Below are 20,777 nucleotides of genomic sequence, written 5' to 3'. Positions count from 1 at the left end.
AAAAATAATGATAAGAAATTTTTTTTTAAAAGCATTAAATAAATATGCCTCTAAATGGGTAGTTTTTGCAATAGATATTCTTCTTATTTGTTTGTCTTTTATCTTAGCGTATTCTATAAGGCTTGATATAAGTTTCAATTTTGATATAAATAAAATTATTCCACAACTAACAATTGTCGTTATAATTTCAGCATTAAGTTTTTTAATCATTGGTTCTTATAAAGGGGTTATTAGACATACAGGAACAAAAGATGTTTTTAACGTTTTTATAGGTGTAACTATTTTAAGTCTTAGTTTAAGTTTTATCGTAGTTTTTAATAAATTATTTAAGATTTATCCATCTTTTACAATTCCAAATTCTATCATATTAATACATTACTTAGTTTCTGTTTTTGTATTAATTATTAGTAGGTATGTATTTAAAGCATTTTTTGAAATTATATCAACTGAGTTAGATACGATTACAAACGCTTTAATTTATGGTGCTGGTGATTCTGGAATTATAACTTACGGAGCTTTAAATAGAGAAAGAAAAGGAAGTTACCAAATTTTAGGATTTATTGATGATGATAAAAATAAAGTAAACAAAAAAATTGATAGAATACGTGTTTATGATATATCTATGATAGATCAAAGCTTTATAGATAAGCACGATATTACAGAAGTTATTATTTCCATTCAGAAGATTAAACCAAGTAGGTTATTAGAAATAACAGATAGTTTAATAAAACTAAATGTTGAAGTTAAAATTGTACCACCTTTAACTAAGTGGATTGATGGAGATTTACAAGCAAATCAAATTAAGCAAGTAAATATAGAAGATTTATTAGATAGAGAACAAATTCTAATTGATAACCCCATTGTACAAAGAGAAGTAGAAGGTAAAGTGATTTTGGTTTCTGGGGCAGCAGGTTCTATCGGAAGTGAAATTTCTAGACAGTTAAGTCTTTATAATTGTAAATTGATTGTTTTAATTGATCAAGCCGAGTCACCCTTGTATGATTTACAGCAAGAACTAATTCAGAAAGGTGTTACCAATTTTGTTGCTATTGTTTCTGATGTAAGAGATAAATTTAAGATTTCAAGAATTTTTAAAAAATACAAGCCTCAAAGAATTTTTCATGCTGCTGCATATAAGCATGTTCCTTTAATGGAAAAATCTCCTTACGAAGCAATAAAGGTGAATGTTTTAGGAACAAAAAATTTAGCAGATTTAGCTATTGAAAACAAAATAGAAAGGTTTGTAATGGTTTCTACAGATAAAGCGGTTAATCCTACAAACGTAATGGGAGCATCGAAAAGAATAGCCGAGTTATATGTGAGTTGTGTTAGTAAAAAGGCTAAAAAAACCAAATTTACAATTACTAGGTTTGGAAATGTGCTAGGTTCTAATGGTTCTGTAATTCCGTTATTTAAAAGGCAAATTGAAGTAGGAGGTCCTTTAACGGTTACTCATAAAGAGATTACAAGGTATTTTATGACGATTCCAGAGGCTTGTAGTTTGGTTTTAGAAGCTGGTACTATGGGGAAAGGAGGAGAGATTTATATCTTTGATATGGGTAAATCTGTAAAGATTTTTGAAATAGCAAAAAGAATGATTTATTTATCTGGATTGAAATATCCAGAAGATATTGACATAAAAATTACAGGTTTAAGACCTGGAGAAAAATTATATGAAGAGTTATTGGCAAATGGAGAGAACACAATCAAAACCTATCATGAAAAAATTATGATTGCCAAGACTCAAAAAATTGATGCAAAAGAGATCAAACCTAAAATTGAAGAATTAACAACTACTTTTAGTGATTTAAACAATAGTGATTTAGTAGCTGTTATGAAAGATTTAGTACCAGAATACGTATCAAATAATTCTGAATTTGAAAAATTAGATAATGTTAGTTAGTATTTGATTTTTATATTATTTTTGAAAAAAAATTTACATGAATAAGATTAAATTTATTTTTTTACTTTATCTAATTATAACCGCATCAGCATGTGTTTCAAATAAAGATATTGCCTATTTTCAATTTGATGAAGTAGATCAAAGTAAGGTGAGTAACAAATTTCAAACAATTTTTAAACCAGATGACCTGTTGCAAATTACAATATCTTCTGATGATTTAGAAGCAACTAAACCCTTCAATTTGCCAGTAGCATCGTTTGGAACATCAAATTCTGCTGTTGGGCAACCAAGGCAACAAACTTATTTGATAGATAGTAAAGGAGAAATTGATTTTCCTGTATTGGGTAAATTAAAATTAGGTGGACTAACAAGAGAAGAAGCCCTTGAGTTATTTGATAATAAATTAGATCCAGATTATATTAAAAATCCAACGGTAAATATTCGTATTTCTAATTTTAAAATTTCTGTATATGGAGATGTTAAGAAGCCAGGAACGTATACAATACCAAACGAACGTGTTAGTATTTTGGATGCTATAGGTTTAGCAGGTGATTTAAATATTTCTGGTAAAAGAAAAAATGTGATGGTGATTAGAGAAGAAAATAATCAAAAAAATAAGTATTTTGTAGACCTTACTTCCAATAAAACTTTGACTTCGCCAGTTTATTATCTTCAGCAAAATGATGCCGTTTATGTTGAGCATAATTATGCGAGAATTCAATCCGCTTCTTCTAATACAAATACGAGTTTATTTATATCGGTTACAGGTTTAATCATAACAATAGTATCTCTTTTAACAAGGTAAAAAATGCAAATACACAAAGATAGTAATTCATTAAATATTGATGAATCAACTGAAACAATTAATATTAGAGAAGAGATTGAAAAATATATCTATCATTGGAAATGGTTTGTATTAGGTGTTTTTGTTTCATTTATTTTGGCATTTTTATATTTAAGGTATAGTACACCAGAATATAGTGCTTCAGCATCAATTTTAATAAAAGATAATCAAAAATCGGGTATCTCTAAAGAGTTGGAAGCTTTTAAAGATATGGGGATTGTTGGTGGAAGTTCTGCAAATAATACTGATAATGAAATTGAAATTTTAAAATCAAGAAAAATCATAGGAACTGTTGTTGATTCTTTAAATCTTACAACAATCTATTCTAGGGAAGGAAGAGTAAAAAGGTCAGAGATATATGGAGCTAGTAATCCTGTAAATCTTATATTGAAAAGTTTTAATCAAGATTTTTTAAAACGTAGAAAAGATACTTCTTTTATAATCGGTTTTACTTCCAATGATACTTATGATTTAAAAAATCTTCAAGGAGGAATTATATCTAAGCATCAGTTTAAAGAAAAAGTTTTTTCAGATTTAGGTGAGTTTATTATTGAAAAACAAAAGACGTTTAACGAGGCACTAAACGAAATTCTTATAACAATTATAAGAAGGGATAAAATAATTGATAAATTTAAAAAAGCTGTAAATATTTCTCCTGTTAATAAAAATGCGAGTGTATTAGATTTATCTATCACGTATCCAATTCAAGAAAAAGCAGAAGATTTTTTAGATGAATTGGTAAAGCAGTATAATTTAGACGCTATTTCTGATAAAAGTGAAGTATCACAGAAAACTAAAGATTTTATAGATGACCGATTGGAGGCTATTGGTAGAGATTTAAGCGCGATACAAGACAAAGTTAAAGATTTTAAAACTGATAATAATATTACAGGTCTTTCTGGTGAAGGTGAGTTGGCTTTAGCCACAGCTAATGCAAATAATGAGAAATTAATTGCAATAAAAACAGAACTTGAAATAGCAAAAGGAGTTTATCAAAACATTAGAAAAAATTCTAGTAACAATGAAACTTTACCACAAAATTTAGGATTTTCAGATGCATCGATAGCTGAGTCAATTAAGCAATTTAATGATTTAGTTTTACTAAAAAATAGATTAAGTGTAAATGCAGGAAGTAAAAATCCGCAAATTATACAGTATAATAAAGAAATTGAAATCCTTAAAATTAATTTAAAACAAAGTATTTCAAATTTAATAACATCTTTAGAAACACAATACAATCAGATCAATAAAGAAGCCAATAAAGTAAATTATAAAGTTTCGACAATACCTTTGTTAGAAAGAGGTTATATCGATATTGAAAGAGAACAAGAGATTATATCTGGCTTATATTCTTATTTATTAAAGAAAAAAGAAGAAACTGCCATTTCTCTTGCAGTAACTGTCCCAAACGCTAAAATTATTGATGTTGCATATAGTTCAGGAGTTCCTGTATCTCCTAAAAGAAAAATAATTTATTTAGGGGCAATATTATTAGGTTTAATTATTCCTTTTATCATAATTTATTTAAGAAATCTTTTAGATACAAAGGTACATAGTAAAAAAGATATCGAAAGTGCATTAACAGTTCCTTTTTTAGGTGACATACCTAGATCTGAATCTAAAGAAAAAGTTATTGTCGGTAGTGATGCTCGTTCTAGTGGTTCCGAAGCTTTCCGTTTGGTTAGAACTAATTTAGATTTTATGTTAGCGAGTAAAAAAGGTTCTAAGAAATTTATATTTATTACTTCTACAACAAGTGGAGAAGGGAAGTCATTTATTTCGATAAACCTTTCTGCTACACTTGCATTGTCTGGTAAAAAAGTTCTATTAATTGGAATGGATTTAAGAGCACCAAAGGTTACCGAATATTTAGGTTTAGAAAGTAAAAAAGGTGTAACAAATTATATTACAAGTAACGACTTGACACTAGACGAATTAAAGTTTCAAATTCCACAGGCGCCAACATTAGATATTATTTCTTCTGGAGCAATACCTCCAAATCCTGCTGAATTATTAAGTGGTGATAATGTGAAGAATTTATTTGAAGAAATTGATACAGAACAAGATTATGATTATGTTGTAGTAGATACTGCACCTGTTAATTTAGTTACAGATACTTTGCTAATCTCTAAGTATGCAGATATGTTCTTATATATTGTTAGAGCAAATTATTTAGATAAACGTTTATTAGCGGTACCTCAAGAACTTTATAAAAATAAGCGTTTACCTAATATGTCTATCGTTTTAAATGACACAGACCCTAAGAGAAGTTATGGTTATGGTTACGGATACGGTGGCTATGGTTATGGTTATTTAGCTGAAGAAGAGCAAGGGAAATCTTGGTTTGGAAAGATTTTTAACAGAAGTTAATATTATTATTATTATTATTATTATTAAAACTAAAAAAAAGGAGCAATTTTAATTGCTCCTTTTTTTTAGTTAAATACTTTACTATTGTTATCTAGTAAATGTTTTATTTTTTTTAGATTTTTTTGAGTTCCAATCTTTTTTAGCAACTGCAAATGATTTTTATGATGTGTGTCAGAGCCAACAAAGTCATAAAGGTTTTGCTTTAATAATGCGTTACTTATCTTTTGAACATTTTTACCATATTGCTCAGTTAGTGATAATAGATTTAATTGAAATAAACACCCCGCTTTTTTCAGCTTGTGGTAGTTTTGTAAATCATTATGAAAAAAATTATATCTTTCTGGATGTGCCAAAACTGGTTTGTATCCTTTTAACTGAATGTCGAAAAGTACATCATATAAATTCATTGGAGCATTAAAATAAGACATCTCAACAAGAATATAATTACCTTTCAAAGTCAAAATATCATTTGCTTTAAGCCTATCAATAAATTGCTCATCCATCATATACTCTGCAGCAGCATTAATTTTAATGTCACTGTAGCCTTTATTTTTTAAAGCTGTTCTTACTTCTTCTAATTTGCTTTTTATAGTTTCAGATGAATTCGGATATACATCTCCTAAAACATGAGGTGTTGTTATAAAGTTTTTTATTCCATAAGAATACATCTTCAAAATTAATTCTACAGAGTTATCAATATTTTTAGCGCCATCATCTATACCCGGAAGTAAATGAGAATGTATATCAACAAAATTATTTGTAAAGAAATCTGTTAACGGAATTTCTTTCTTTTTAAAGAAAAACATAAAGGTTTTATTTTTTGCAAAAATACTAATTTATAATTTCTTTGAAACGAAAACGATTGAAGTTTTAATAGCTATTGCCAATTGATTGAAGTTATTATATATTTGATTAAAACAATAATATTATGATTTTAATTGCAGACGGAGGTTCTACAAAAGCAGATTGGATTGCTTTAAATACGAATAAAAAAGAAGAATTTAGAGTTCGAACTTTGGGATTGAACCCTGTAGTTGTAGAAGAGGAAGAGTTGCATAATAGAATTATTAATATGTTTCAGCTTATTAATATTAAAGATGATGTAACAGAAATTCATTTTTATGGTGCAGGTTGTGGTACACCAAAACCTACTGCAGTATTAAAAAAAGTATTAGAAACTATTTTTGTAAATGCCAAAGTTTTTATTGCTGAAGATATGTTGGCAGCTGTTTATGCTGCTACGGGCAAAGAACCAGCAATAGTATGTATTTTAGGAACAGGTTCTAATAGTTGTTATTTTGATGGTAAACACATGGAAATGGTTGTGCCTTCTCTTGGATATATTTTGATGGATGAAGCAAGTGGTAATTATTTTGGTAAAAAACTAATTATAGATTATTACTACAAAAATATGCCCAAAAAAATAGCTTCAAAATTTGAAAATGAGTTTAATTTAGAAGCAGATTTTATAAAAAATAATATTTATAAAGAAGCGAATCCTAATATGTACTTGGCAACATTTGCTAAATTTATGTTCGATTTTAAAGATGAAAAATATATTAAGAGGTTGATTAAAAAAGGGTTTCAAGAATTTTTTAAATATCGAATACTGCCTTACAACAAAGACGAATCAACAAAAATTTATTTTATAGGTTCTATTGCACATTATTTTAGTGATATTTTAGAAAAAGTTGCAAGTAAATACAATCTTAAAATTACTGGTGTAATACAAAGACCAATAGATAACCTGTTAGAATATCATAAAGAAAATATTAATCTATAAAATTTAATATTCTTTCTAAACCCATTCCTCTAGATCCTTTAATTAATATTTTTTGATTTTCTAGAGGATTCTTTTTTATAAAATCTTCTAATTCTGAAAATGAAATTAATTTTTTATTTTTTGTTGTAGTTTTATGAAAATTTTCGCCTACATAAAATGTGTTTTCGAAGTTAAAACTATCAGCTAAATCGACTATGTATTGATGTTCTATTTCAGCAGAACTTCCTAACTCAAACATATCACCTAAGATAACAGTTTTAAATTTAGACTCTAATCTAGCAAAGTTTTCTAAAGCAACTTTCATGCTCGAAGGATTTGCATTGTAGGCATCTAAAATGATATAATTACTTTCTTTATTGATTATTTGAGAGCGGTTGTTTGTTGGTGTGTATTTCTCGATTGCTGATTGTATATCTACATCTAAAACTTTAAAATAATTACCAATGGTAATTGCAACTGCAATATTATTATAATTATAAGATCCTATTAGATTGGTGGTAATTATGTTGCTGTTAAAAGATAATTTAACAAAAGGAGAGGCGTCAATTAATTTTATAGAACTATTAAAATGAATTGTATTACAATTATTAGTTTTTTGCACTTGAAGTTCGTCATCAGAATTAATAAAAGCAGTTTTATTATTCTTTATTAAATAATTATACAATTCACTCTTGCCTTTAATTACACCTTCTACACCACCAAAACCTTCTAAATGTGCTTTTCCAAAATTTGTGATATATCCATAGTCTGGATTCGCTATCGAACATAAGAATTCAATTTCTTTTTGATGGTTTGCACCCATTTCTACAATTCCCATTTCCTCATCCGGAGTAAAAGAAAGAAGTGTTAAGGGAACTCCTATGTGATTGTTTAGGTTCCCTTTTGTTGCTTTTGTATTGTATTTTTTAGATAAAACAACATTTATCAATTCTTTGGTAGTTGTTTTACCATTACTACCTGTAAGAGCTATAATTGTAGCTTTTAATTGCTTTCTGTGGTAGCGAGCTAAATCTTGTAAAGTTTCTAAAACGTTCTTTACAAGAATTGTAGTTTTATTATTATGATATTCTTCTTCATCTATAATAGCGAAACTAGCACCTTTTTTTATAGCCTCTGATGCAAATTTATTTCCATTGAAATTATCTCCTTTTAAAGCAAAAAAAAGTGTGTTTTCTCTAATTTTTCTTGTATCTGTATCTACTAAGTAGTTTTTAGAGTAAAGCTTATAGATTTCTGTTATATTCATAAAATAAAGATATAAAAAAACCTCATTGTGAAGTCACAATGAGGTTTGTTTTTTTAAAATATACGTGTATTATCTACTAGGATTTCTGGCAGTACGTTTTTTATATGTCATTGGACCAAATTTGTCTGTAACACATCTAAAACCAATAAAGTTTGTTGCCATATATTCTGGTAAATACCTTCTTTGAGCTGGATCTAACCAATACTCTCTATCCGCCCAAGAACCACCTTTATAAACTCTTGTTTGATCGCTAATTAGCGTTCTTCTTTTCTTGTCATCATTTATTAATACATCTCTACCAGATAAAGAGTCTCTAAATCTTGCAGGTTTTTTTGGTGAATTATACATACTTGGTCTAGAAGCAAAACGATCTTCATCATCTTCATAAAATCTACTAGAGTTTAAATCACCATCATTAATATTTGCATTTTCTGCTCTAGAAAAATTAGTTCTAAAAGATGCATCATCTTTTGTAATTGGTACATATTTAATTGTTCCAGGTAGTTGCTTTGGTATAACGCTACCATTTGGTAAAGTATCATATTCTACAGCTACATCATTACCAACAATAACAACTTTTCCTTCTTGATTTATCATTTTTTTAGTAAATAAATTACCTCTAAAATAATTAAAATCATTTGCTTCGTTATCGATAATTGGTCTATAAACATCAGCAACCCATTCTGCTACATTACCAGACATATCATATAATCCGAAGGCATTAGGAGGGTAAGATTTAATTCTAATAGGAATATCAGAACCATCAGAACTCCAACCAGGTAAACCACTATACTGTCCTTTACCTTGTTTAAAGTTAGCTAACTGGTCTCCTCTAAATCTTTTCTTTTGAGCTCTTGTGTATTTACCATTCCAAGCATATTTTTTTCTTCCTCTAACAGTATTATATTCTCTGTTTTCTACAATCGCTTTTGCTGCAAATTCCCATTCTGCTTCTGTAGGTAATCTAAATTTTTGTTGAAGAACGCCGTCTGCTTGTGTTATTTTTCTACCTTGAAAATCATCTTGTCCTGGTCTAGGTTCTCCTCTACGTCTTACAACTCTGGTTCTTACACCTCTTTTATAGATTGTTGTATCTCCATCAAAAAGCCTATCAGAATCATTTAAAAATCTTTCTGTATCAAAAAAGTTTCTTGTAGAGTCAGATTCAAAAATATTTTTAATATGGCCTTTATCAATTAACTTTTTTAAGTTTACTGCGTTTGTTCTCCATTTACAGTATTCATTAGCTTGTAACCAAGTAACACCAACAACTGGGTAATCTGCATATGCTGGGTGTCTAAAATAGTTTTCTGTTAAAATATCGGTATTACCTAAACTTTTTCTCCATACTAAGGTGTCTGGTAAAGTAGAATTGTAAATGTGCTTGTATTTCTCTTCAGAAGGAGAGAAAACATCTTTCATATATTGCACATATAAAAAGTATTCAGAATTTGTTACTTCTGCCTCGTCCATAAAAAAAGATCGAACATGAATTTTCTTCGGAGTTGTATTCCAATCGAACATTACGTCGTCTTGAACTTGCCCCATTGTAAAAGAACCACCTTCAATATCTACCATTCCTAACGGAGTTTCTTGGCCTTCGAAAGAGCTGTTTCTTATATAATTTCCGTTTTTAGGATCGTTAAAAGATAAACCAGTTAATCTAGATTTACCAGTTGTAGATCTATTACAATTTGCTAAAAGCAATGTTGTGAAAACAACTAAAGATATTTTAAAAATTTTTTCCATTTCCTAATCGAAAATTATTTAGGGTTTTTATTAAGGATGCAATTTACAATAAATAAAATTTAGTGCAAGAAAAATATAAATTTTAACGCATCAATTTTTTATACACATTCTATTAAACGTAAGCTTTATATATTTAGTATAACTTATATTTGTGGTTGTTAAAATATAAACACTTATTTTACGTTATTTGATTACTATTTTATGAAAAAAAATCTTCTACTAATACTAACAGTATGTTGTGCGTTGCAATTAAACGCACAAGTAAATTCATCTGTTTTGGCTTCTGGAGACTGGTTTAAATTTTCTGTAGACACAACAGGTATTTTTAAGATCGATAGAAATTTATTACAAAGAATTGGAGTTTCTACAAATAATATAAACCCTCAAAATATAAGGATTTATGGTAACGGTGGTGCTTTATTGCCCTTTGTAAATAATGATTTTAGGTATCAAGATTTACAGGAAAATGCTATTTACGTAGAAGGTGAATCTGACGGTAGTTTCGATGCCAACGATTTTATTTTATTCTATGCGAAAGGCCCTCACGATTGGGTTTTAGATACTGCAAACAAAAGTGCTAAACATAGACAAAATATATATTCTGATAAGGCTTATTATTTTATAACAGTAGGAAATACTGCCGGAAAAAGAATTCAAAATAAAGCTTTAAACACAAATAATGTAGCTACACAAATTTCTAGTTTTGATGATTTTATTTTTTATGAAAAAGAAGAGATAAACTTATTAGGTGCAGGTACACAATGGTTTTTTGATGACAATTTTAATATCGAAAATACACAGAGTTTTACAATACCTTTTGATAAAGTATTGGTAAATGAAGATATATTTATTAGAACAAGAGCTGTAAGTAATTCCATTTCATCATCAACATTATCGGTAAAAGCAAATAATACAGATTTATATACGCTTAGTTTTAGTGGTTTAAATCCGAGTTCGTTAACAAAAGCTGTAACATCAGAAAGAACTGCAGCATTTAGCAACCCAACAAACGCAATTACTTTAGAATTAAATTACAACAATAACGGAAATCCGTCTGCAAATGCTTTTTTAGATTTTATTGAGATTTATGGTAAAAAAAATCTTTTAGCAAACGGTAAACAGTTTGGTTTTAGAAGTTTTAATCAATTTGATGCGAGTGGCACAGTTGAGTTTCAAGTAAAAAATGCAGCGGAAATTTATCAAGTTTGGGATGTATCGAATGCTATTAATCCTGAATTAATAACTAACGAAAGTTCTACTTCAGATTTTACATTTAAAGCCAACGGAGGAGTTTTAAATGAATATGTTGTATTAAATTCTTCGGATTTTTATATACCAGGAACTATTGAAAATTCGAGAGTAGAAAATCAAAATTTACATGCTTTAAAAGACATAAATTATCTTGTAATTACTAGCAAAGATTTGGTTTCACAAGCACAAAGATTGGCAGATTATCATCAAACAAATTCCGGATTATCTACAAAGGTTGTTATTTTAGATGAAATTTATAATGAGTTTGCATCAGGCTCTAAAGATATTACAGGTATTCGAGATTTTATAAGACATTTATATACAACCAATTCATCCGAAGATAAAAAGTTAAAATTTGTATGTTTCTTTGGCGATTCTTCTTACGATTACAAAGGTAGAATTGCAAATAACAATAATGTGGTTCCTGTTAAATTACCTTCTCAAACGGATGATATTTATCACTTTAATTTAGCTTTTTCTTATGTGACAGATGATTTTTTTGTGATGTTAGATACAAATGAGGGTAGCATGAGTTCTTCTCATACCATAGATGTTGTTTCTAGCAGAATACCAGTTACAGGAATATCGCAAGCAGAAGATGTTGTAACTAAAATTTTAAGTTATTATGATGAAAGCTCTAAAGGAGATTGGCGAAATACAGTAACCCTTTTAGCAGATGATATTGATGATGATTTTGATATACCAATTCAGAAAGGTGTAGAGTCGATTGCTGATGAAATTAAAAATAGAAAACCAATTTTTAATGTTAGTAAAATTTATGCTGATGCTTTTGTACAACAAAATTCTTCTGGTGGAGAACGTTATCCGGAAGTAAAAACAGCAATTACGAATGCAATAGAAAAAGGTACTTTAGTTTTTGATTATTTTGGGCACGGTGGTGAAGATGGTTTTGCAGCAGAAAGGATATTAGAAAAACCTCAAATTCAAGAGTTTAATAATATTAATACGTTGCCTCTTTTAATTACAGTTACTTGCGATTTTTCTAGATTCGATAATCCGAGTAGAATTACTGCAGGTGAGTTAACATTATGGAATAAAAATGGTGGCGCATCTAGCATGATTACTACAACAAGAGAGGTTTTTATAAATGTTGGGCAACAGTTTAATGAAAGTTTAATTAGAATTTTACTAGAATTTAATGATGAAAAATTTACAATTGCAGAATCTTTAACACAAGCAAAAAATAATTTTTCGAGTATACAGAAGTTTTTTATCTATTCTTTCGGAGACCCGGCAATGAAACTTGCAGTGCCAGAACCAAATATAAAAATCACAAAATTAAACGGTAAAGATATTTCGCAACCATTAGATACTTTAAAAGCTTTGTCTAAAGTAAGTTTCGAGGGTGTAATTGTTAATAATTCAGATGCTGTTTTAAATAATTTTAACGGTGTTTTATCTACAACAGTTTTCGATAAAATTATTGATAAAACAACTTTAGGAAACAATAGTTTTGGAGAAACTCTAGATTTTGACACACAAGACAGTAAGTTGTTTAGAGGTAAATCTAGTATAGAAAACGGAGCGTTTAAGTTTGATTTTATTGTGCCAAAAGATATTAAAATTGCACTCGGAAACGGTAAAGTAAGTTTTTATGCAGAAAATGGTACATCAGAAAAAGCAGGTTATAATATAGATTTGGTAATTGGTGGTATTAATGAAAATGCACCAGAAGATACCGTTGGCCCAGAAATTAAATTGTTTATGAATGATGAGTCTTTTATAGACGGTGGCAATACAAATGCTTCTCCTAATTTAATTGCGTTATTATCGGATGTTAGTGGTATTAATACTTCTATTACTGCCGTAGATCATGATATTATTGGGATTTTAGATGGCGACACCACAAATCCTATTGTATTAAATGACTTTTATCAAACAGAATTAAACGACTTTACAAAAGGGAAAGTTACATATAGATTAAGAGATTTAGAAGTTGGCCCACACACATTAAAAATAAAAGTTTGGGATACATACAATAACTCATCAGAATTAACGTTAAACTTCGTAGTTGTTAGTGATGCAATTTTAAATTTAGAAAACGTATTAAACTATCCCAATCCTTTTGTAAATTATACAGAGTTTTGGTTTAACCATAATAAACCAAACGAAAATTTAGAAGTACAAGTGCAAATTTTTACAATTTCTGGTAAATTGGTAAAAACTATTAATAGAAATATTATTACGGTTGGTAATTTGTCTAGAAGTATAACTTGGAATGGTTTAGATGATTTTGGTAATAAAATTGGTAAAGGGGTTTATGTTTATAAACTAAGAGTTAAATCTACAACAAGTAATTTAGTGTCAGAGAAGTATGAAAAATTAGTAATACTTCAATAAAATATAGATATTTGTAATTAGAATAAAATTCAACAGAGAATATAAAATGAAGAAATTAGGATTATGTTTATTATTAAGTGCTTTTGCAACATTTAAAATTGCGGCACAGACAGATACTCAACAAACAGGAGGTATTACAACAGCTACACCTTTTTTTATTAATTGTACCAGATGCTAGGGCAGGTGGTATGGGAGATATTGGTGTTGCTACAAGTGCAGATGCTTTTTCTTTGTTTCACAATCCTGCTAAAATAGCGTTTAGCAATAGACAAATTTATACGGGTATTACCTATTCGCCTTGGTTACGTAATTTAACAGATGATATTTTTATAGGAAGTGGTTCTTATATTAATAGATTTAGTGAAAATGCAGCTTGGGGTGCAGATTTTAAATATTTCTCTTTGGGTCAAATAGATTTAACCGATAGCAACGGTGCAGAAAATGGATCTATAAATCCAAACGAATTTGTTGCAACTGGTTCTTACTCATTAAAGTTAAGTGAAACTTTTGCAATGGGAGTTTCTTTAAAATACATAAGATCTAATTTAGCATTTAACGGAACTTCTGGTAATTCTTTACAGCCAATTAATTCTTTTGCAGTAGATGTTTCTGGTTATTACCAATCTTTAGAAGAAAATTATGGTAATTTTAATGGTAAATATAGAATCGGTTTTAATATCGCAAACATAGGTCCTAAGGTTTCTTATACACCAGGTGAAGAAGATTTTATACCAACAAACCTTAAATTAGGTGGTGGTTTCGATTTTATTTTAGATGATTATAATACAATTACAACAACTGTAGAGTTTACTAAATTACTGGTGCCAACAGTAAATGATCCTAATGATGAAAAAGGTTGGATTGACGGAATTTTTAGTTCTTTTGGTGATGCTCCTGGTGGTTTTAGCGAAGAATTAAAAGAGGTTACTTATGCTGTTGGTGCAGAATATTTATACAATAATGCCTTCGCATTAAGAACAGGATATTTTCATGAAAGTGAAGATAAAGGAAATAGACAATATTTTACATTAGGTGGTGGCTTTAAAACGAATGCTTTAAACATAGATTTGTCATATTTAATTAATTCTTCAGATGTAAATAATCCATTAGAAAATTCATTACGTTTTTCATTATCTTTTGATTTAGGTGAAATTTACGATGAGTATTAAAAAATCATAATTTTTTAGTAATTTTAGCACAATATTTAAAGCAGTCATTTTTGGGCTGCTTTTTTTGACTTTATAATATGAAAGAAATTAAAATATCTTCTTCGGCTATTGTTTATAACGATATAGAAGAGTTATCTAAAGATGATAAATTTTTAATGAATAAGGCAATTGATGCTCGCAAGAAAGCATACGCACCTTATTCTAAGTTTAATGTTGGCGCTGCTTTATTATTAGAAAACGGAGAAATTGTTTTAGGAAATAATCAAGAAAATGCAGCATACCCTTCTGGTATGTGTGCAGAAAGAGTCGCAATTTGGGCTGCAGGAGCAACGTATCCTGGAGTTAAAATCATAAAACTTGCAATTTCGGCAAGTTCTACAATTACAAAAGTAGATAAACCTGTAGGGCCTTGTGGTGCTTGTAGACAATCTTTATCGGAATATGAAATAAAGCAAAAACAAGCTTTTCCTCTTTTATTTATGGGAGAAGTTGGAGAAATTGTAAAAACGGAATCACTTTTATCTTTATTGCCGTTTTCTTTTGATAGTTCTTATTTATAATCATTTCTAATGATTAAAAAAGATATTTCTTCTAGAAAAGACATAAAATTTATTATTACTAATTTTTATGATTTACTTCTAAAGGATGATCAAATGCTTCCTTTTTTTGAAGATATCTTAATTAATAATCATTTAAATGAGCATTTAGAAATAATTACAGATTTCTGGAACGATATTTTGTTTCAAACTACAACTTATAAAAACAATACAATGCAAAAACATATAGATAAAAATGCATTTATTAAGTTTAAAAAGAAACATTTTGTCATTTGGACATCGTATTTATTTACAACTATTGATGCAAATTTTTCTGGTGAAATAGCACAGCAAATGAAAAATAGAGCTACCTCTATTGCTACGGTTATGCAACTAAAAATGAATTTATACAAGCCTTAAACAACTGTTATAAATTTTTACTTTAGAAATAAATTAACAGTTTGAACCTTCCATTACTATGCATGCATAGTAAATTTAAACAAAATAGCTTTCTTACTTTTGAGAGATAAACCTCTTAAGACATGATTTCATCTAAAATTACTGGTACCGGAAGCTTTATTCCTTCTTTAAAAGTAGAAAACAATACATTTTTAAACTCAGATTTTTTAAATAATGACGGTTCAAGTTTTTCTGCAGATAACAATGTAATTATAGAAAAGTTTAAAGATATAACCGGTATAATAGAAAGACGTTATGCAAAACCAGAAACAAATACTTCTGACATGGCTTTTTTTGCTGCAGAAAAAGCAATTACAGATGCTAATATTAATTCAGAAGAATTAGACTATATAATTTTAGCACATAACTTTGGTGATTTAAAAGAAGGTCAAATTCAAGGAGATGCGCTACCAAGTTTAGCGAGTAAGGTAAAACATAAATTAGATATTAAAAACCCTAATTGTGTTGCGTATGATATTCTTTTCGGTTGCCCAGGTTGGGTAGAAGGCGTAATACAGGCACAAGCATTTATAAAAGCCGGAATTGCAAAAAAGTGTTTGGTAATTGGTGCAGAAACTTTGTCTAGAATTGTAGATAAACATGATAGAGATTCAATGATCTACAGCGATGGTGCAGGTGCTTGTATTGTAGAACAAACTTTAGAAGGTGATTCTGGTATTATTAGTCATGCAACACAAACTTTCGCAAATGACGAAGCATATTTTTTACATTTTGGTAAATCTTATAATTTAAATGAAACCGACAATACACAATACATAAAAATGTATGGAAGAAAAATTTATGAGTTTGCAATAACAAATGTGCCTGCAGCCATGAAAACTGCTTTAGATAAAAGTGGTTACGGAATTAATGATGTTAAAAAGATTTTTATTCATCAAGCTAACGAAAAAATGGACGAGGCAATTGTAAAACGTTTTTATAGATTGTTTAAAGAAAAAGTGCCAGAAGCAATTATGCCAATGAGTATACATAAGTTAGGTAATAGTTCTGTAGCTACAGTACCAACATTATTAGATTTAGTTTTAAAAGGAAATATAGTAAATCAGGCTGTTACAAAAGGAGATGTTGTTATTTTAGCTTCTGTTGGGGCTGGTATGAATATCAATGCAATTGTGTATAAAATTTAAACTTTTAAATCGAATTCTACTTAAAATGAACGAATTCTAATTTCTCGTAAAAAATATCGATTTCAGTATTTGAAATTTAAACTGAAATAGTATTTTTGCGCATGCAACAACACAACGTACTTATTTTAGATTTCGGATCGCAATACACACAACTTATTGCAAGAAGAGTTAGGGAATTAAACATTTATTGTGAAATTCATCCTTACAATCATCCACCAAAAAATCAATCAGAATTTAAAGCAATTATCTTATCGGGTAGTCCAAATTCTGTTAGAGGAGAAAATGTTTTACATCCAGATTTAACAGATCTTAGAGGAAAAAAACCAATGTTAGCCGTATGTTATGGCGCTCAATATTTGGCTCATTTTTCTGGCGGAAAAGTAGCACCTTCAAACACAAGAGAATATGGTAGAGCAAATTTATCTTACATAAAAGGTAATGAAACTTTCTTTGAAAATATTTCTGAAGGTAGCCAAGTTTGGATGAGTCACTCAGACACAATTAAAGAATTACCTACAAATGGCGAGTTATTAGCTAGCACAAAAGATGTAGAGAATGCCGCTTATAAAATAAAAGGTGAAGATACTTATGCGATTCAATTTCACCCAGAAGTATATCACTCTACAGATGGTAAACAATTATTAGAAAATTTTCTTGTAAAAATTGCTGGTGTAGCTCAAACTTGGACACCAGATTCTTTTGTTGAAAGCACAGTAAACGCTATCAAAGAAAAAGTTGGTAAAGATAAAGTTGTTTTAGGACTTTCTGGTGGTGTAGATTCTACAGTAGCAGCAGTTCTTTTAAACAAAGCTATCGGAGAAAATCTATACTGTATTTTTGTAAACAACGGTCTTTTACGTAAAAATGAATTCGAAAGTGTATTGGCGCAATATGAAGGAATGGGATTAAACGTAAAAGGTGTAGATGCATCGGCACGTTTTTTGAAAGCTCTTGAAGGTATTTCTGATCCAGAGAAAAAAAGAAAAGCCATTGGAAACGCATTTATAGAAGTTTTTGATGACGAGGCCAATCAAATAAAAGACGTAACTTGGTTAGCACAAGGCACAATTTATCCTGATGTTATTGAATCGGTTTCTGTAAACGGAGGACCATCAGCAACTATTAAAAGTCATCATAATGTTGGTGGATTGCCAGATTATATGAAATTAAAAATTGTAGAGCCTTTGCGTATGATTTTTAAAGATGAAGTAAGAAGAGTTGGAGCTTCTATGGGAATTGATTCAGAATTATTAGGTCGTCATCCTTTTCCAGGACCAGGTTTAGGAATTAGAATATTAGGAGACATTACAGCAGAAAAAGTAAGAATTTTACAAGAAGTTGATGCTGTTTTTATAAACGGATTAAAGGAAGACGGTTTGTACGATAAAGTTTGGCAAGCAGGTGCAATGTTGTTGCCTGTAAACTCTGTTGGTGTAATGGGCGATGAAAGAACATACGAAAAAGTTGTTGCTTTAAGAGCTGTAGAAAGTACGGACGGAATGACGGCAGATTGGGTAAATTTACCTTATGAATTTTTACAAAAAACTTCAAATAAAATAATAAATCAAGTAAAAGGCGTTAATAGAGTAGTGTATGACATTAGTTCTAAACCACCTGCAACTATAGAATGGGAATAAAATATATGAAACATCTTAAATTTTTTGTTTTTCTGTGTATTCTAACGTTTACCGTATCATGCGGTCAGCAAAAAAAATACATTCAATATAAAGTAAAAGAAGGAGAATCTATTGGTGAGATTGCTAAGAAATTAGATATGAAAACCAAAGATTTATTGCGTCTTAATCCTGATGTAGATAAAAATCCGGATGCAAATACTGTAATCATTATTCCTAATAAGAATATGAATTCGGTAAGTAATTCTATTTCAAAAGAAAAGAACGAAAATGCAACAGAAGACAATTCTAAAGTAAAGGAAACAGAAAACTTAGACGTTGATTTAATATCAGAAAAAGAAAAACAAAGAAGTTTGTTAATTTCTGAGTTAGAAAAAGAATTCAAAATTCACGAAGTTAAAAAAGGAGATACTTTTTTTAGCTTAACGAGGTTTTACAGTGTTTCTAGAGAAGAGTTAATCAAATTAAACCCAGAATTAAAAGACGGTTTAAATCTTGGGCAACTTATAAAAATTATGCCTGTAGAAGATGTTTTTGAAGAAGAACTGGTTTATGTAGATGAAATTAAAGATGGTGTTTCTATAAATGCTGCAATTCTATTACCTTTTAGAGCGCAAGAGTTAGAAGCAAAAACTAGCGATGAAATCTTTGGAAACAGTAGGTTGGCAAATATTGTTACAGATTTATATTTAGGTGCAGAAATAGCAATAGATTCGTTAAGAAAACAAGGTGTAGAATTAAACGTAGAAGTTTTTGATACTGGTAGAAATAGTACAAAAATTAAAACAATTGTTGCAGAAAATAATCTTAAGAAGAAAGATGTAATTATTGGTCCTTTATATTCTGAAGAGGTAGAATATGTAGCAGATAATGTAAATGCACCTATTGTTTTTCCGGTATATTCTAAAAAGCAATCCAAATTTTCTTCTAGTAGAATTATCAAAACTTCTCCAAATAAAAAATTATTTAGAGATAAGTTGTTAAGTTATATCGAAGAAAGCTTTCATGACGGAAACATAATTATTGTTGGAGATGGAAAATCAACTTCTAACTTTGATTCTAATAAAATTAGAGAAGTTTTAAAATCACACGATTCTATAAACAGTGTTAGCTTAATCACACCAAAAGATGGTTATATAAAAAAGCAAAAATTTACAGATGTTTTAAAACCAAACATGAAAAATATTGTTGTATTAACAACAAGCGATAAAATTATTATTGCAAGTGTTATCAATAGTTTAATTAGTTTGCCAGAAGAAACAACTGCATCATTATTTACTTTTGATAAGGTTAGCGCATTTGATAAAATAGACAATTCTAAATTAGCTAAATTAGGTTTTACGTATGTTAGCGATGAGTATGTTAGAGAAGATTCTTACAGCGCTATGGCTTTTAATAAAAATTATTTAGCTAAAAACGGAGTTTTACCTTCTGCATATGCTACAAAAGGTTTTGATGTTACTTATGATATTCTTGTGCGTTTGGCCTCAGGAAAAAGTTTAAAATCTACTTTTGATGATGGTTATTCTTACAGAGTAGAAAGTAAGTTTGATTATACAGATAAGCTTTTTAAAATAGTAGAAAATAAAGGTTTGTTTATTGTAAAGTATAATGAAGATTTAACTCTAACAAGAATAAAATAATCTTAGAGTTTTAGTTATAAAAAAAATCCGATGAAAATTATTTCATCGGATTTTTTTATGCAATATAAAGCAAATTAAACGTTAGATTTTTTTCATCTGTTGTTTCATCATTTGCATTTGTTCTTTTAACATACCATGTTTATCTAATTTTTTAGCTTCTGCCATTAAATTAGTAGCTTCTCTTTTACGTCTTTTAGTCATTGCAATTCCTGCTAATTGTAACTTAGCCATCGCCAAATCATGATCCATAGACAAGCCAAGTTTTACAGCTTTACGTAAATATTTTTCTGATTGTGTAATATTCTTTTGGCTTAACATAATACCATGTAAATAATTATAATAACCTTGTTGTTTTACAATTAAAGCAGCCTCTGGATTTTTGATATAATCTAACCATTTTTTTGTTCCTTCGAAATTCTGCTTACGTAATTGTAAAAAAGCAAGTAAAATAAACTCGTTTTTAAAATAAAACAAAACAAAAATTCCTGCTAATAGTAAGATTGAAATTCCGTTCATGATATTTCCTTGTGCAAAATGGTAAACAGCCCAAACAGAAATTAAACCGGCTAAAATTAATTTAATATTTTTATGAAACATATAAGTATTTCTTTTGTGATTTCTAGTAAACTAGAATATTTATGATTGATTTTTTCGTGAGCAAAAATACATTTTCTTCTTAAA

General features: G+C 29.0%; 14 protein-coding genes and 1 pseudogene. 11 read left to right on the top strand and 4 right to left on the bottom strand.

Annotated features, from left to right (window positions below; all coding sequences use genetic code 11):
- Positions 1–7 precede the first annotated feature (7 nt).
- Genes WG950_RS06080 through WG950_RS06070 form a run of 3 tightly spaced genes read left to right on the top strand, consistent with a single transcriptional unit; the run spans position 8 to position 5,117 of the window.
- The gene (locus WG950_RS06080; RefSeq protein WP_340934888.1) at positions 8–1,903 is read left to right on the top strand and encodes a nucleoside-diphosphate sugar epimerase/dehydratase; all 1,896 of its coding nucleotides are present in this window, start codon (positions 8–10) and stop codon (positions 1,901–1,903) included.
- A gap of 37 nt (positions 1,904–1,940) precedes the next feature.
- Positions 1,941–2,708, top strand: coding sequence for a polysaccharide biosynthesis/export family protein (locus WG950_RS06075; protein ID WP_340934885.1), 768 nt, complete (start codon positions 1,941–1,943; stop codon positions 2,706–2,708).
- Positions 2,709–2,711: 3 nt separating this feature from the next.
- The gene (locus tag WG950_RS06070) at positions 2,712–5,117 is read left to right on the top strand and encodes a GumC family protein (protein WP_340934883.1); all 2,406 of its coding nucleotides are present in this window, start codon (positions 2,712–2,714) and stop codon (positions 5,115–5,117) included.
- A gap of 65 nt (positions 5,118–5,182) precedes the next feature.
- Here the strand turns inward: WG950_RS06070 and WG950_RS06065 are convergent, their stop codons facing one another.
- Positions 5,183–5,923 (bottom strand): tyrosine-protein phosphatase, encoded by a 741-nt coding sequence (locus tag WG950_RS06065; protein WP_340934881.1) that lies wholly within the window; start codon positions 5,921–5,923, stop codon positions 5,183–5,185.
- A gap of 122 nt (positions 5,924–6,045) precedes the next feature.
- On the opposite strand from WG950_RS06065, the gene WG950_RS06060 reads away from it, so the two are divergent.
- On the top strand, positions 6,046–6,900 hold the full coding sequence (locus WG950_RS06060) for an N-acetylglucosamine kinase (RefSeq protein ID WP_079738268.1): 855 nt from the start codon (positions 6,046–6,048) through the stop codon (positions 6,898–6,900).
- Here WG950_RS06060 and WG950_RS06055 read toward each other — a convergent pair.
- Together WG950_RS06055 and gldJ are read right to left on the bottom strand one after the other, a co-directional pair.
- Positions 6,890–8,146 (bottom strand): UDP-N-acetylmuramoyl-tripeptide--D-alanyl-D-alanine ligase, encoded by a 1,257-nt coding sequence (locus tag WG950_RS06055; protein ID WP_340934878.1) that lies wholly within the window; start codon positions 8,144–8,146, stop codon positions 6,890–6,892. The genes WG950_RS06060 and WG950_RS06055 overlap by 11 nt on opposite strands.
- Before the next feature lie 69 nt (positions 8,147–8,215).
- Positions 8,216–9,895: a gliding motility lipoprotein GldJ gene (gene gldJ / locus WG950_RS06050; protein ID WP_340934876.1), complete on the bottom strand. Its 1,680-nt coding sequence runs from the start codon at positions 9,893–9,895 to the stop codon at positions 8,216–8,218.
- A 201-nt stretch (positions 9,896–10,096) separates the two neighbouring features.
- On the opposite strand from gldJ, the gene porU reads away from it, so the two are divergent.
- The 7 genes and pseudogenes from porU to WG950_RS06015 all read left to right on the top strand — a co-directional run bounded on the left by porU (position 10,097) and on the right by WG950_RS06015 (position 20,096).
- Complete coding sequence (gene porU, locus WG950_RS06045) at positions 10,097–13,507, top strand: type IX secretion system sortase PorU (RefSeq protein ID WP_340934874.1); 3,411 nt, start codon at positions 10,097–10,099, stop codon at positions 13,505–13,507.
- 46 nt (positions 13,508–13,553) lie between these two features.
- Positions 13,554–14,676, top strand: a pseudogene (gene porV, locus WG950_RS06040) (type IX secretion system outer membrane channel protein PorV).
- 77 nt (positions 14,677–14,753) lie between these two features.
- The gene (cdd, locus tag WG950_RS06035; protein WP_079738272.1) at positions 14,754–15,236 is read left to right on the top strand and encodes a cytidine deaminase; all 483 of its coding nucleotides are present in this window, start codon (positions 14,754–14,756) and stop codon (positions 15,234–15,236) included.
- Between the two features lie 9 nt (positions 15,237–15,245).
- Positions 15,246–15,632 carry a group III truncated hemoglobin gene (locus tag WG950_RS06030; protein WP_340934867.1) on the top strand — a complete coding sequence of 129 codons (387 nt, stop codon included), beginning with the start codon at positions 15,246–15,248 and terminating at the stop codon, positions 15,630–15,632.
- 122 nt (positions 15,633–15,754) lie between these two features.
- Entirely contained in the window at positions 15,755–16,819 is a 1,065-nt protein-coding gene (locus WG950_RS06025) for a ketoacyl-ACP synthase III (protein ID WP_340934865.1), read from the top strand.
- A gap of 101 nt (positions 16,820–16,920) precedes the next feature.
- A complete protein-coding gene (gene guaA / locus WG950_RS06020) occupies positions 16,921–18,456 on the top strand; it encodes a glutamine-hydrolyzing GMP synthase (protein ID WP_077811261.1) in 1,536 nt (511 codons plus the stop codon).
- Between the two features lie 5 nt (positions 18,457–18,461).
- A complete protein-coding gene (locus tag WG950_RS06015; protein WP_340934862.1) occupies positions 18,462–20,096 on the top strand; it encodes a LysM domain-containing protein in 1,635 nt (544 codons plus the stop codon).
- 81 nt (positions 20,097–20,177) lie between these two features.
- Here the strand turns inward: WG950_RS06015 and WG950_RS06010 are convergent, their stop codons facing one another.
- Entirely contained in the window at positions 20,178–20,693 is a 516-nt protein-coding gene (locus WG950_RS06010) for a hypothetical protein (RefSeq protein WP_077811263.1), read from the bottom strand.
- Between the last annotated feature and the right edge of the window lie 84 nt (positions 20,694–20,777).

This window comes from Polaribacter marinaquae (assembly GCF_038019025.1).
Lineage (GTDB): Bacteria > Bacteroidota > Bacteroidia > Flavobacteriales > Flavobacteriaceae > Polaribacter > Polaribacter marinaquae.
The sequence above is the reverse complement of the archived record's forward strand: the minus strand, read 5'-3'. Positions and strand labels throughout refer to the sequence as shown.

Bases quoted from the DNA above. Each gene is read 5' to 3' on its own strand.
- WG950_RS06080 (WP_340934888.1), top strand. From the start codon at position 8: ATGATAAGAAATTTTTTTTTAAAAGCATTAAATAAATATGCCTCTAAA.
- WG950_RS06075 (WP_340934885.1), top strand. From the start codon at position 1,941: ATGAATAAGATTAAATTTATTTTTTTACTTTATCTAATTATAACCGCA.
- WG950_RS06070 (WP_340934883.1), top strand. From the start codon at position 2,712: ATGCAAATACACAAAGATAGTAATTCATTAAATATTGATGAATCAACT.
- WG950_RS06065 (WP_340934881.1), bottom strand. From the start codon at position 5,923: ATGTTTTTCTTTAAAAAGAAAGAAATTCCGTTAACAGATTTCTTTACA.
- WG950_RS06060 (WP_079738268.1), top strand. From the start codon at position 6,046: ATGATTTTAATTGCAGACGGAGGTTCTACAAAAGCAGATTGGATTGCT.
- WG950_RS06055 (WP_340934878.1), bottom strand. From the start codon at position 8,146: ATGAATATAACAGAAATCTATAAGCTTTACTCTAAAAACTACTTAGTA.
- gldJ (WP_340934876.1), bottom strand. From the start codon at position 9,895: ATGGAAAAAATTTTTAAAATATCTTTAGTTGTTTTCACAACATTGCTT.
- porU (WP_340934874.1), top strand. From the start codon at position 10,097: ATGAAAAAAAATCTTCTACTAATACTAACAGTATGTTGTGCGTTGCAA.
- cdd (WP_079738272.1), top strand. From the start codon at position 14,754: ATGAAAGAAATTAAAATATCTTCTTCGGCTATTGTTTATAACGATATA.
- WG950_RS06030 (WP_340934867.1), top strand. From the start codon at position 15,246: ATGATTAAAAAAGATATTTCTTCTAGAAAAGACATAAAATTTATTATT.
- WG950_RS06025 (WP_340934865.1), top strand. From the start codon at position 15,755: ATGATTTCATCTAAAATTACTGGTACCGGAAGCTTTATTCCTTCTTTA.
- guaA (WP_077811261.1), top strand. From the start codon at position 16,921: ATGCAACAACACAACGTACTTATTTTAGATTTCGGATCGCAATACACA.
- WG950_RS06015 (WP_340934862.1), top strand. From the start codon at position 18,462: ATGAAACATCTTAAATTTTTTGTTTTTCTGTGTATTCTAACGTTTACC.
- WG950_RS06010 (WP_077811263.1), bottom strand. From the start codon at position 20,693: ATGTTTCATAAAAATATTAAATTAATTTTAGCCGGTTTAATTTCTGTT.